Origin of the sequence: Scopulibacillus cellulosilyticus (genome assembly GCF_042665295.1) — a bacterium.
Lineage (GTDB): Bacteria > Bacillota > Bacilli > Bacillales > Sporolactobacillaceae > Scopulibacillus_A > Scopulibacillus_A cellulosilyticus.
Map to the genome: position 1 here is coordinate 1 of NZ_JBHTCO010000003.1, position 13,457 is coordinate 13,457.

Genomic DNA, 13,457 nt, shown 5'->3' on the forward strand with positions numbered 1-13,457 from the left:
CTTTCACTTCCGCACCATGCGGTGCTGAAGACTTATCCGGTATTAGCCCCGGTTTCCCGGAGTTATCCCAGTCTTACAGGCAGGTTGCCCACGTGTTACTCACCCGTCCGCCGCTCGTTCCACAAACATCACTCCGAAGAGATCTGTTTGCTTCTCGCGCTCGACTTGCATGTATTAGGCACGCCGCCAGCGTTCGTCCTGAGCCAGGATCAAACTCTCAATAAAGTTTGGATGCGAACATCCTTATTAAAGCTGTTAAACAGCGATACTTTCAATCGTTATGATCCTTAGCTATTTTAAATTAATAGGTTGGTTACCCAATTAATTACGCTTGGCTTTTGTTTAGTTTTCAAGGTACAATCTCTTAATCATTTAAGTCAATCGCTCAACAGCGACTTTCTCATTATATCAAGTTGCGAACATCTTGTCAACAACTTTTTTTGCTGTGCTTTTGTTTCTTTCAAAAGCGACGCTATTAATCATATCACCATATCAATATGATGTCAACAACTTTTTTGAGTCTCATCATATTTGTTTCTCATTCATACCTAAGTCTCAATGGCGACGCATTTAATAATAACACCCTGATTATAAAGTGTCAACAACTATTTTAAAAAAGTCTTGAGTCCCAATAAATAAACGAACAGCGCATAAACAGGAGCCATCGTATGACAATGACTCCTAAACTAATCTACTGTTGGTCAACCCAATTATATTCAAGTTTTTTAACTTTACCGCTTTTATCAATATCAAGTCTTACCATCTTATCTGTCAGGTTAACTTTGTGCCCTTTTGTATCTTGTTTAAAGTCCGATGTCTTAGTATAGGTTTTTTTACCGCTTCCGACTTGAACACTGACTTGCTTTTTGTCGCTTGTTAAGAGCTTGCCGATAACACGGGAGCTTCCGTCAGATTTACGTTCAAAGACACCGTCTTTATTAGCCATAGTCATCGGCGTCGGCTGAAGGGACTTAGCCATCTGTTTATCATGAGTGACTTCGACATCAACTTTCTTATCTTTTAAATTGCCTTTGAATCCTTTTAAATCCTTTTTGAAATTTGATGCCTTTTTAATATGAATGTCATCGCCGTTAATGTTCATTTCAACTTCTTTACTGTCGTCCTTAATATACTTTCCGGTTACATCAAAGTCCGCGTTCTTCTTATTCTTATCATCGGCTTTTGAATAGTTTCGCAAATCAACCTTTTTTCCATTTTGATTTTTAGCCGTTTGGTTAGTAGGGGTATTATTTTTATTAGTCTGCTTGTTATTTTGTGTGTTACAGCCGGCCAGGACTAAAGTTAACATGAGACAAAAACTTACAACTATCATGAGTTGTTTGCCCATTTTCTTCATTTAATGATTCCACTCCTTTTGCAAATAGCCTCAATTAATTTTCAAAAGTAGTATTCCCGTTAATTTCTAAAAAAATCATAACTAACCTAAAATGATAAAAGAAGCCACCGTTATGGATGGCTCCCTGTTTATTCTTGGTCAACCCAATTATATTTAAGTTCTTTTAATTTACCGTGTTTATCAATTTCAAGGCGTACTATTTTTCCGTTTAAGCTGACCTTTTGTCCATCAGTGTCCACTTTAAAGTCAGAGGTTTTGGTATAGGTTTTCTTGCCGTTTGGTACTTGAATGCTGACATTGCTTTTATCGCTGCTTAATAACTTTCCAATAACTTTGACTTCTCCGTTATGTTTACGTTCATAAACACCGTTCTTATCAGCCCGAGTCATTGGCGTTGGTTGAAGGTCTTTGGCAAGCTGCTGGTTGTGAGTGACTTCGACGTCGACTTTCTTATCTTTTAAACTGCCTTTAAAACCTTTTAAGTCCTTTTTATATCCCGCTGCTTTTTTAATATGGATATCATCACCGTTAATATTTAATACAATTTCATTATTATTTTCTTTAACATACTTTCCGGTTACATCAAAATCTTCATCTCCGGTATTTTTATCTTGATCCTTGGAATAATTCTTCAAATCAACTCGATTCCCATTCTGATTTTGGGGTGTGTTGATATTATTTTTGTTATAGCTTACGTTCTGCTTACGGTGACCGTTATTATTGATATTATTATCAGCATTGTTGCCCTTTTCGCCATTGGAGCAAGCTGTTATTGCCAATGTCATGATAAGACAGAAACCTGCAGCCAATGCCAGCTGTTTCATTAATTTTTTCATTTGATGGTTTTCACTCCTTTTTTCCTTTTTATTCCCAAAAATATTATTCCCAGTACATTTCTTAAAAAAACATCAGGCTGCTTTTTAAAAGTTAAAAAAGGAAATGTCAATTCATGCATTGAATATATAAAAATGGGTAAAGTATAAAAGAAACGAAAAAAAAGCCGCCTCCTGGCGACTAAATAGAAGATGGATAAAAGTTATTAACCATTTGCATGTGCATCTTCATGACCTGCATTAGGAGAAGATACATCGCTGTTATTTGAGTTTTGATCAGTTGAGCCTTTTTTGCTGTCATTTGACTTTTGGTTATTTTCCATCTTATTCATGTTGTTGTCTTTATTTGGTGTTTGTTTATTTTCTTGTTTTTTAGGCATTTCTTTAGCTGGAATGTTGCTGTTTGTTTTATTTACATTATCAAGACTTGATAATCCTTTTGAAAAATATTTCTCAGGATTAACAGCTGTACCGTCTTTTCTAATTTCAAAATGCACGTGTACACCTGCATCTTTATTAAAGTCGCATTGACCGGCTTTACCAATTTCCTCTCCTTGAGAAACTGTATCCCCAGGTTTTACAGTCATTGATGCCAGACTTTCGTACATAGTTGTTACACCATTTTTGTGTTTAATTTCTACAACATTACCTAGCAAATTATCTTTTTCCGCTTTTACGACCTTACCGCTCATTGCTGCTGTTACCGCAAAAGTTTTATTATTTTTGGCAGCAATATCGATACCGGTATTTTGCGTATAGGAATGATTATAATTTACTAGGGCGGCTGCTTGTTCTTCCTCAGAAGCTTTTGGATCATAGAATGGTTGAACAACACTAACAGCATTTTTGTTTTCTACCGGCCATTTGAAGTTTTCTTTCATACTATTAACCGGTACAGCTTCTTTGTCTTTCTTGTTCATTGCTATATTATTAGCATGATTCTTTTCGCCGGATTGATTGTGTACACCATCTTTTTCGAATACTAATGCTCCGGCTACAATTAACGCAGCAACACCAAGATAGACGGCTGGAAGGAACCAACGTTTTCTAGTTAACTTGCGTAAACGCCATTTTTCGGCTTCTTCACGCGAAAGTCTCGGATCTTTTTTATCCGTCATGTTTATCACCTCACGAATCATTCTGATCAGATTCTGCGTGATATATACATAGACAGATAAAAAATTGTTAGATATTTTTCGACAAATCTATCATTTTTGAATATGCTTCTTTAGCCTTTTGCAGTTATCTCCTTCACAAACGGCTGCATATTTGAAATTTTCACACCCCTATAATAATAGGAAACAATTTCTTTATAATTTTTCCCTTCCTTGGCCATGCCGTTTGCTCCGTATTGACTCATACCGACGCCATGACCGTATCCTTTTGTTTGAACTTTTATATCATTCCCGTCTTTTATCATTGTAAAATCGCTGGAGTTTAAATTTAATTTTTCCCTTACTTGCCTACCTGTAAATGTTTTATTGCCGATTTTAATTTCCCCGACGCGGTGCCCCGGCGTACTTTTTAGAACTTGTCCTATTTCTCCATTTTGATTTGGAATAGTGACATTCAAGTCGGTTTCAAACGTTGCAACCGGGATTGTTTTTTCCGCTTTATATTTTGGCGACTTTTTATCCCATGGGCTTGGAACGCTTTTTAAATAAGGATAGGATTGATTCCAATAGTCTTCTGCATTCTCGGTATAGCCATTGCTTGTTGAAAAGAAGGAAGCTGTAATAGGTTCCCCTTTGTAAGTTAAAATTTGTCCTGCTGTTTCACTTACCGCTTTATCAATTTTTTTGATTTTCCAATCGTATTCAGATCCCCATAATCTTTTCAAATCCGATTTATCTTCGAAGGCCTGATCCATTGTCGAATCAGTGACTTCAGCACCATCGGGTAAATGAATGCTTGCTTTTGCCAGAAGGTGGCCGACAATATATGTTCTGGCCGTTAAGGCCTGTGCTTTAAGCGCCTCAATGTTAAAATCAGCCGGCATCTCTGAGCCAACGACGCCAACAAGATAATCGTGAAGAGGCAGGCTCTCAACCTTATGCTCATTAGATCTGTATACAGCGACATTAACAGCAGGGTCTTTTGCCTTTGTATGAGATACTGATGCTGATTTGTTAAGATTTATTTCAGCCGTCTCTTTAGGTTTAATCTTTGGATCGGCTGAATCCGCATGATGTTCAAATGGTAATACAATCACAGATGGTAATATGAGTACAACTGTGAGTAAAATTCCTAAAATTATTGCGGCTCGTTTCATGCATCGCCCTCCATTAAGTGAGATTTTATTTTAATACTAGCCTATGGTGGAGGACAAACTCTTAGAACTCTGTGTGCAATATTGACATATTAATGAATGGGCTTTAAATTGTGGTCTAAATTTCGATATGTAACATACAATGGTTGTGGGGAGAAATTCATCCGGACAGAGGTTTAGTTGCGCTTATACTTAAAACCTAAAATTGGCCACTGCGTCGAATTGGCATCTCTTGTTGCCAATTTAATATTTTCTTAACGTATAAAAAAGAGCCGCTTATACGGCTCCTTGGTTTTGATTATGCAAACTTTGGCTTCATATTCAATTTAGGGAGATTGTTCACAGATTCCTTAGTCAGTTTCTCTTCAACTTCAACTCTCTTGACGTCTGCACCTAAACCGCGAAGTTTATCAGCAAAGTCAACATAACCGCGGTCAATATGTTTCAGTTCATTAACTCTTGTCACACCATCAGCAATCAGCCCGGCAATGACGAGCGCTGCTCCTGCACGAAGGTCTGTGGCTGAAACTTCAGCGCCTTGCAAGTGGCAAGGACCATTAATGATAGCCGATCTTCCTTCAATTTTAATATCAGCATTCATCCGCCGGAATTCTTCAACATGCATAAAACGATTTTCAAAAACGGTTTCCGTGATAACAGATGTGCCTTTTGATTTTAACAGCAATGCCATCATTTGTGACTGTAAATCTGTCGGAAATCCCGGATGAGGCATTGTTTTGATGTCAGCCGGTTTTAAAATATCCGGACCATTGACACGAATACCGTTCAACTCTTCATCAATAATAACGCCCATTTCTTCAAGCTTAGCTATTAAAGGACGTAAATCCGCTGCGCGGGCACCTTCAACAAGAACATTACCGCCTGTAATCGCAGCAGCAATCATAAATGTTCCCGCTTCAATACGGTCTGGAATAATACTATGTTCAGCGCCTTTTAATGCCTTAACACCGGTAATGCGAATTGTGCTGTCTCCAGCGCCTGTAACTTTTGCGCCCATTGCATTTAAATAATTGGCCAAATCTTCAATTTCAGGTTCACGGGCACAATTCTCGAGTACTGTTACACCTTCAGCAAGCACTGCAGCCATCATAAGATTTTCCGTAGCACCTACACTCGGAAAGTCAAGGTAAATATTTGTACCTTTCAGGCGTCCATTTACACTAGCTTCTATAAACCCATTGCCAATGTTAACCTTTGCACCCATTGCTTCAAAGCCTTTAATGTGCTGATCCATTGGCCGGGAGCCAATTGCACATCCGCCAGGCAAGGCAATTCTTGCGTGACCAACGCGGGCTAAAAGCGGTCCCATTACCAATGAAGAAGCCCTCATTTTACGAACATATTCAAAAGGTGCTTCGGTTAATAAATCACCTTGGGCATTAACAGTTATTGTATTTTCTTCATAAGAAACATCCGCATTAAGATGTCTAAGTACTTCATTAATTGTATAAACATCCGCCAGTGCAGGAACATTATATATTGTACTTGTGCCCTTATGTGCTAATATTGATGCAGCAATTACGGGAAGCACAGCGTTTTTTGCGCCTTCTACTCTTACGTTTCCCGAAAGGCGCTTCCCGCCACGAACAATGATATTCTCCAACATATTCCCCTCCGCGTCCAATTTCGTAACTCCATTTAGTTATTTTGATTTTAGGAGTTATGTTTCGTTCTCGCCTAACCTTTTTATTTATTAATATTCAGACGTGATAATTGGTGTGCCTATTGTAATGCTTGTGGCACTTCCAACGGTTCTCAACGCCACCTGAAGATTCATTTTCCGCTGATTTGTTTCGATCGAGTCCTTCCACTGTCTATTATATGCAGAAACTGATACAAACGTTTTTTCATTGTCTTGTTCAACTTTTTCAGCCGAAAAATGGGCCAAAACTTGTTCAACTCTTTTTGATAAACCAGATTTCATTGTATCACTGTATTTACCATTAACACAAGTGAATATTGTCTCTTTTCCAGTAAAAATTTTTGACAATTTGGTTGCAATTTCAGGTGTGTATGAGCGCCAGCTTTTTATATTCCATTTGTTGCCTTGAACTTCATAGATTATATACGTTTTATAATTGTTATTCTGGGGGTATGCAAAAAAAGAAACACTTTCTTTGACTTCGGTATTAGGAATGATGCGATAGCCTGTTATTTGATAATAGCCCTGTTCTTTCGCTACAGATTGCCATGTATATTCAGGAAAGTTTTTCTTTAAATGCTTAGCCTGTTCATAAAACTCTGATGGATGCTTCAATTGAAGGGACGTCTCCCGCGCATATAACGACCAACGGGTGACATGAGCCCCTTGATCCCTTACCGCATCGGCCAATGTTTCAAGTTTGTGAAATGATGCCTTTTCATGGCTGCCGGTTTCCGCTGAACTGTAAGAATAAGCCCCAAAGAAAAAAATAATAATAAAAAATACAGCTAAAATATTAGACCTTTTCATTTCCGTCATCCCCTCTCCTTACTTTCAGTGTGACCAAAGAGAGGTATGACATACGTGAAACTTCTTGTCAAAAATGGACATTAACCGACATATCAACAAGCATCATAACGCATTGCTTTGAGCCGAGACGAAAAGCAGAAATCCCTGCGACTATTCGTCAGTGAAGGAGCACCGCCTCCGACAGTACCGCCGGTAACATTTCTTCTGACCCCTTTAATCCTCCGCTCTAGTGATTATATATCTGCGGGAGGTTAAGCGACCAATTCAAATAATCTAAAAAGAACTTTGCTACAAGATAACTAATGGCAATCGTTATAAATATAAGCAAAACTTTCGCTTTAGGACCTTTAGGGTTATGTACAAACAGATCCAGCTTAAGACATTGGATTGCCCACCAAGTAACAATTAATGCGATTAAATGAATGATCAAATATAAAACTGATTGAAAACCAAAATTAAGCAATACTTCGCAACCCACCTTTCAGGTTTATCCCTAACCCCAAAAAACAAAACATTTTCTTTACTTTTTCAAATACAAAATCAACCAAGTTTTCTTTATACGTAGGAAAGTATAAATTGGCAACTAAGCAGCCAATTCGGCGCAGGGGCCAATTTTAAGTTCCTAGTATAAGGGCAACTAAGCAGTTGCCTGCGCCTTTAAGGCTTGGCACCAGCTAAGTTTTCTTTATTACCTTATTATGTTAACACATTTGCCTCAACCTTTCGAATCAGCCGGCTAAAGTTTCACAATAATAACTGACAAATTTGTGACAAAAAAATTGCAAAAAAAAGCTGTAAGCATTTTTATGCTTACAGCTTTCATATTGCATTTATTTAGCAGCGGTATTTAAGCGATTTTCTGCCCGTTTTAAACTTAATAATACTTCTTCATATTCTTTCGTGCCTTTTTCCAGTCTGCTAAGTTCGCTTTCTGCATTTTCCTTAGCTTTCTTGGCACGTTCAACATCAATGTCTTTTCTTAATTCCGCTGCTTCAGCCAAAATGGTCACATGATCAGGACGGACCTCTATAAAGCCCCCGCTGACCGCTACATATACCGTTTCACCATAGCTTTTTAAGCGTACCGTACTGATTTCAAGCGGTGCAACCAGCGGCATGTGGTTCGGTAAAACACCAAGCTCGCCTGTTGTCGCCCGTGCACTGACCATGTGAACTTCCCCTTCGAACACTTTGCCGTCGGGTGTAACAATATCTGTTTGGATGGTATTCATTTGCTACTACCCTCCCAATTATAATGGAAAATAACTGCCTAGCCTTGAACAGCTTTTTCCATTTCTTTTGCTTTCTCAACAACTTCTTCAATACGGCCAACAAGACGGAATGCATCCTCTGGAAGGTCATCGTATTTACCTTCCAAAATTTCTTTAAAGCCGCTGATTGTCTCTTTTAAAGGAACATAAGAGCCCGGTTGTCCAGTAAACTGTTCTGCCACGTGGAAGTTTTGTGACAGGAAGAACTGAATGCGGCGTGCACGGTTAACAACAAGCTTATCTTCATCAGATAATTCGTCCATACCCAGGATTGCAATAATGTCTTGAAGTTCTTTATAACGCTGAAGCGTTTCTTGAACTTGGCGGGCAACTTTGTAATGCTCTTCGCCAACAATTTCAGGTGCCAAAGCACGAGAAGTTGATGCCAGCGGGTCAACCGCCGGGTAAATACCCATTTCTGTCAGGCTACGTTCAAGGTTCGTTGTTGCATCTAAGTGGGCGAATGTTGTTGCCGGCGCCGGGTCGGTATAGTCATCCGCAGGCACATAAATCGCTTGAATTGACGTAACAGAACCTTTCTTCGTAGAGGTAATTCTTTCTTGAAGCTGACCCATTTCCGTTGCAAGCGTCGGCTGGTAACCTACGGCAGAAGGCATACGTCCAAGAAGCGCGGATACCTCTGAACCAGCTTGGGTAAAACGGAAAATGTTGTCGATAAAGAGAAGCACGTCTTGCCCTTCTTCATCACGGAAATATTCAGCCATCGTAAGACCTGTAAGAGCGACACGCATACGGGCACCAGGCGGTTCGTTCATTTGACCGAAAACCATCGCTGTTTTGCTGATAACGCCTGAGTCGCTCATTTCATGATAAAGGTCGTTACCTTCACGAGTCCGCTCGCCAACACCGGCAAATACTGAAATACCGCCGTGTTCTTGAGCAATATTATTAATTAATTCCTGAATTAATACGGTTTTACCAACACCGGCACCGCCAAACAAGCCGATTTTACCGCCTTTTACATAAGGCGCAAGCAAATCAATAACTTTAATGCCTGTTTCGAGCACTTCTGTTTTTGTTGTTAATTCATCAAAAGAAGGCGCCTCGCGGTGGATTGAATCCCGGCGTACGTCGCTTGGTACATCTTCTTTTAAATCTATCGCTTCACCTAAAACATTAAACACACGGCCAAGTGTCGCATTACCTACCGGAACTGAAATTGGCGAACCGGTATCGATGGCATCCATACCGCGTACAACACCATCGGTAGATGCCATTGCAATGGTACGTACCGTATCATTGCCAAGGTGAAGGGCAACTTCAAGTGTTAAATCTATATCCACTTCACTAGATGATTGGGCCTTATAACTAATTTTAAGTGCGTTGTTAAGCTCAGGAAGATGACCGCGTTCAAACTTAACGTCAACAACCGGACCAGTCACCTGAGTCACATAACCCTTATTCATCGTATTCCCTCCTGTCATCTTTGACTGATCTGACTATTCAAGTGCCGCGGCACCGCCGACAATCTCACTGATTTCTTGCGTAATTGCCGCTTGACGTGCACGGTTATATGATAGTTCTAATTTGTCAATCAGTTCATTAGCATTATCTGTAGAATTCTTCATTGCTGTCATCCGGGCAGCGTGTTCCGCCGCCTTTGCATCTAGAAGTGCACCGTATATAAGACCTTCGGCATATAACGGAAGCAATTTTTCCAAAACTTCATCCGCCGATGGTTCATACTCATAATTTAATGTTTGACCAGTTGTGTCAAGATCTGTTAACGGCAACAATTTGACATCTGTCAGTTGCTGTGTAATTGCACTGACAAAATGATTGTATACCATATATAGTTCATCAATTTCTTCGTTTGCAAATAAGTCCACAGCCTTTTTTGCGAGTGCCTTTACATCATCGTAAGAAGGCTGATCAGGCAATCCAACTACATCAGCTACCACCGGCATGTGGCGGTTGTTGTAATATTTCAAGCCCATTTTCCCAACAACAATAACTGTGTACTCATCTTCCGACTTGTGGCGTTCTGTGATCAGTTGTTGTACATGCTTAAGAACATTGTTATTGTAGGCGCCTGCCAAGCCGCGATCAGCAGTAATGACAAGATAGCCCGTTTTCTTAACAGGACGTGATTCAAGCATTGGATGCTTAACGCTTCCTCCGTTGCCTGCAGCAATACCCGCTACAACATCACGCAATTTATCCGTATATTCGGTATATGCTTTCGCATTCACTTGCGCATGGTTTAACTTGGCTGCAGAAACCATTTCCATAGCTTTTGTTATTTTACGGGTTTTCTTAGTAGAATTGATCCGGGCCTTTATATCACGCATTGAGGGCACTTCGATTCACCACCTTTAGACTGCATTGGGTCGAGCAACACATTATTATTTATCAGATACAACAAATGTTTTCTTAAATTCGCTGATTGCTTCTTTAAAATTATCTTCGTTAGGCAGAGTGCCTGCTTCTTTAATGTGTTTAAGCAGATCTTGATTGTTTTCTTCAAGATAAGCAAGATATTCTTTTTCAAAACGCCGGATGTCCTCTAATGGAATATCATCCAAAAATCCGCGTGATAAGGCATAAAGAATGGCCACCTGCTTTTCAACAGGGTATGGTTTGTGAAGATCCTGTTTCAATACTTCAACCGTTCTTTGACCGCGGCCAAGCTTCGCCAATGTTGCTTTATCAAGGTCGGAACCGAATTGAGCAAATGCTTCCAGTTCGCGGAAAGAAGCAAGATCAAGCTTCAAAGTACCGGAAACTTTTTTCATAGCTTTAATTTGCGCGTCACCGCCGACACGGGATACTGAAAGACCTGCGTTAACAGCCGGGCGGACACCTGAATAGAACAAGTCAGACTCAAGGAATATTTGTCCGTCAGTGATCGATATAACGTTCGTCGGAATATAAGCCGAAATATCTCCTGCCTGCGTTTCGATAATTGGAAGTGCTGTTAAAGAACCGCCGCCTTTGGCATCACTTAGCTTAGCAGCACGTTCTAAAAGTCTTGAGTGGAGATAGAATACATCCCCTGGATAAGCCTCACGACCTGGAGGACGGCGGAGCAGCAAGGATAACTCACGGTAAGCCGCCGCTTGCTTAGATAAATCATCATAAATAATTAAGACGTGCTTGCCGTTATACATAAAGTCTTCTGCCATTGATACCCCGGCATATGGCGCGAGATACAATAGCGGTGCAGGTTCAGAAGCACCTGCTGAAACAACAATCGTCTTTTCAAGAACACCGTGGGCTCTAAGCGTTTCAACAACGCCTGCAACCGTTGATTCTTTTTGGCCGATCGCTACATAAACGCTGATCACGTCGTCATTCTTCTGATTAATGATAGTGTCAATAGCAAGTGATGTTTTACCTGTTTGTCTGTCTCCGATAATTAATTCCCTTTGACCGCGGCCAATCGGAATTAACGCATCGATCGCCTTCTGGCCTGTTTGTAAAGGTTCGTGGACGGATTTACGATCCATAACGCCTGGTGCCGGACTTTCAATCGGACGTGTTTTGGTCGTATTAACCGGTCCTTTGCCGTCTATAGGCTGGCCGAGCGGGTTGACAACACGGCCAAGGAGTTCTTCACCTACAGGAACCTCCATAATACGGCCTGTTCTTTTAACTTCGTCACCTTCGTGAATTTCACTGTAAGGTCCTAAAATAATAATACCGACATTACTTTCCTCAAGGTTTTGAGCGATTCCCATGACACCGTTAGAGAATTCAACAAGTTCACCGGCCATACAATTATCAAGGCCGTGAACGCGGGCGATTCCGTCACCGATTTGAATAACGGTACCGACATCGCTCACTTGAACTTTAGATTGGTAATCTTCAATCTGCTGCTTAATTAATGAGCTAATTTCTTCAGCTTTAATGCCCAAAACATTTCACCCCTATCTAGCTACTTTAAGCTCCTGTTGGAATCTGGCCAGTTTGCCGGCCATTGTTCCGTCATACATGCGATTTCCAATACGAACTAAAATGCCGCCAATAACTTCCGGATCCACTTTAGTTTTAATTCTTAACTTTTTATTTAAAGTTTGGCCCAACTCAGTCGCCAATTTATTTTTTTCTTTTTCTTTAAGAGGTTTTGCTGTTGTAACAACAACATCAACAATACCTCTGTAATGATTTGCCATCGTTGTATATTCATCTACAATTTCATCGAAGATACCTTCACGACGATGATCAATCAGTACTTTCAATAGATTCATGACTTCCTGGTTAATATCTTTCTTGAAAACTTTCTCTATAATTGCCTTTTTATCTTCGAAATTAATTTGCGGATGTGAAATGACACTTTTTAATTCACGATGCTGATTAATCGTCGATCCTATTAATTGACATTGTTCTTCAACAGCATCAATCGTCTCGCGTTCCTTTGCAACTTCAAACAAGGCGCGAGCGTAGCGTTCTGCCACGGCTTCGCTCATAGACGATCCCCTACCTGTTTCAAGAATTGATTAATCTCTTTATCATGTGATTTCGCATCCACTTCTTTTTCAAGCACTTTAGAAGCAAGCATAACAGACAGCTCAGCTACCTCGTCACGGATAGAAGCGACAGCTTTTTCTCTTTCGCTTTCAATTTCTTCCTTGGCTTGTTCAATCATGCGTTCAGATTGAGACCGCGCGTCCTCAATAATTTTCTGCCCTTCATTTTCTGACTGGCGTTTTGCTCGATCTATAATTTCCTTTGCTTCTTCACGCACGCGATTTAATTCTTCTTTTTGCTTTGCTAATAATTCTTCTGCTTCAATCCGATTTGCTTCAGCAGTAGAAATTTCATTATCTATATGATCTTGCCGTTTCTTCATGACGCCCAACATCGGACGTACAGCAAACTTGGCTACGACAATCATTAAAATTAGAAAGACAATAAGTTGGAACAGTATTGTTCCGATATGAAATTCAAGCACGCTTGCCACTCCCTTCAATTAATATTAGAATCAGCGTTCCAGCGTACAAAGAAAGCGGGGGCAAGAATCTCCCCCTGCTGAATGAATTATCTTATATAACACCAAAGAGTACTAGAATACCGAAGGCGATTGAAATAATCGGCAGCGCCTCAACAAGACCAAGCGCAATCATCGCTTGTCCGAAAAGTTTACCTTGGGCTTCCGGTTGACGGGCAATTCCTTCAAGGTATCTGCTAAATAACACACCATTACCAATACCGGCCGCAAGGGCACCAAATGCTATCATAATACCACCAGCTAGAATAGCTAAACTCATTTAAAAATTCCTCCCTAAATATA

At 40.2% G+C, this 13,457-nt stretch carries 14 protein-coding genes and 1 rRNA gene; all 15 read right to left on the reverse strand.

What is annotated here, in order from left to right:
• Positions 1-225 (reverse strand): 16S ribosomal RNA (locus tag ACFQRG_RS02405); the annotation flags it as partial.
• Between the two features lie 466 nt (positions 226-691).
• Positions 692-1,357, reverse strand: coding sequence for a hypothetical protein (locus tag ACFQRG_RS02410; protein WP_380963268.1), 666 nt, complete (start codon positions 1,355-1,357; stop codon positions 692-694).
• A gap of 128 nt (positions 1,358-1,485) precedes the next feature.
• Positions 1,486-2,193 carry a hypothetical protein gene (locus tag ACFQRG_RS02415; RefSeq protein ID WP_380963270.1) on the reverse strand — a complete coding sequence of 236 codons (708 nt, stop codon included), beginning with the start codon at positions 2,191-2,193 and terminating at the stop codon, positions 1,486-1,488.
• Positions 2,194-2,396: 203 nt separating this feature from the next.
• The gene (locus ACFQRG_RS02420) at positions 2,397-3,308 is read right to left on the reverse strand and encodes a peptidoglycan DD-metalloendopeptidase family protein (RefSeq protein ID WP_380963272.1); all 912 of its coding nucleotides are present in this window, start codon (positions 3,306-3,308) and stop codon (positions 2,397-2,399) included.
• Positions 3,309-3,418: 110 nt separating this feature from the next.
• The gene (gene spoIID / locus ACFQRG_RS02425; protein WP_380963274.1) at positions 3,419-4,462 is read right to left on the reverse strand and encodes a stage II sporulation protein D; all 1,044 of its coding nucleotides are present in this window, start codon (positions 4,460-4,462) and stop codon (positions 3,419-3,421) included.
• 295 nt (positions 4,463-4,757) lie between these two features.
• Entirely contained in the window at positions 4,758-6,083 is a 1,326-nt protein-coding gene (murA, locus tag ACFQRG_RS02430; protein WP_380963527.1) for a UDP-N-acetylglucosamine 1-carboxyvinyltransferase, read from the reverse strand.
• 90 nt (positions 6,084-6,173) lie between these two features.
• Positions 6,174-6,932, reverse strand: a complete 759-nt coding sequence (locus tag ACFQRG_RS02435) for a YwmB family TATA-box binding protein (protein WP_380963276.1) — start codon at positions 6,930-6,932, stop codon at positions 6,174-6,176.
• A gap of 226 nt (positions 6,933-7,158) precedes the next feature.
• Positions 7,159-7,395 carry a DUF1146 family protein gene (locus tag ACFQRG_RS02440; protein WP_380963278.1) on the reverse strand — a complete coding sequence of 79 codons (237 nt, stop codon included), beginning with the start codon at positions 7,393-7,395 and terminating at the stop codon, positions 7,159-7,161.
• A 367-nt stretch (positions 7,396-7,762) separates the two neighbouring features.
• Complete coding sequence (locus ACFQRG_RS02445; protein ID WP_380963279.1) at positions 7,763-8,164, reverse strand: F0F1 ATP synthase subunit epsilon; 402 nt, start codon at positions 8,162-8,164, stop codon at positions 7,763-7,765.
• A gap of 38 nt (positions 8,165-8,202) precedes the next feature.
• Positions 8,203-9,630 (reverse strand): F0F1 ATP synthase subunit beta, encoded by a 1,428-nt coding sequence (gene atpD, locus ACFQRG_RS02450; protein WP_380963281.1) that lies wholly within the window; start codon positions 9,628-9,630, stop codon positions 8,203-8,205.
• Positions 9,631-9,663: 33 nt separating this feature from the next.
• A complete protein-coding gene (gene atpG / locus ACFQRG_RS02455; protein WP_380963283.1) occupies positions 9,664-10,524 on the reverse strand; it encodes an ATP synthase F1 subunit gamma in 861 nt (286 codons plus the stop codon).
• Positions 10,525-10,569: 45 nt separating this feature from the next.
• Positions 10,570-12,081 carry a F0F1 ATP synthase subunit alpha gene (atpA, locus tag ACFQRG_RS02460; RefSeq protein ID WP_380963285.1) on the reverse strand — a complete coding sequence of 504 codons (1,512 nt, stop codon included), beginning with the start codon at positions 12,079-12,081 and terminating at the stop codon, positions 10,570-10,572.
• 12 nt (positions 12,082-12,093) lie between these two features.
• Positions 12,094-12,633, reverse strand: coding sequence for a F0F1 ATP synthase subunit delta (locus tag ACFQRG_RS02465; RefSeq protein ID WP_380963287.1), 540 nt, complete (start codon positions 12,631-12,633; stop codon positions 12,094-12,096).
• Entirely contained in the window at positions 12,630-13,118 is a 489-nt protein-coding gene (gene atpF, locus ACFQRG_RS02470; RefSeq protein ID WP_380963289.1) for a F0F1 ATP synthase subunit B, read from the reverse strand. The genes ACFQRG_RS02465 and atpF overlap by 4 nt, the downstream gene beginning before the upstream one ends.
• A 91-nt stretch (positions 13,119-13,209) precedes the next feature.
• Positions 13,210-13,434 (reverse strand): F0F1 ATP synthase subunit C, encoded by a 225-nt coding sequence (gene atpE / locus ACFQRG_RS02475; RefSeq protein ID WP_380963291.1) that lies wholly within the window; start codon positions 13,432-13,434, stop codon positions 13,210-13,212.
• Between the last annotated feature and the right edge of the window lie 23 nt (positions 13,435-13,457).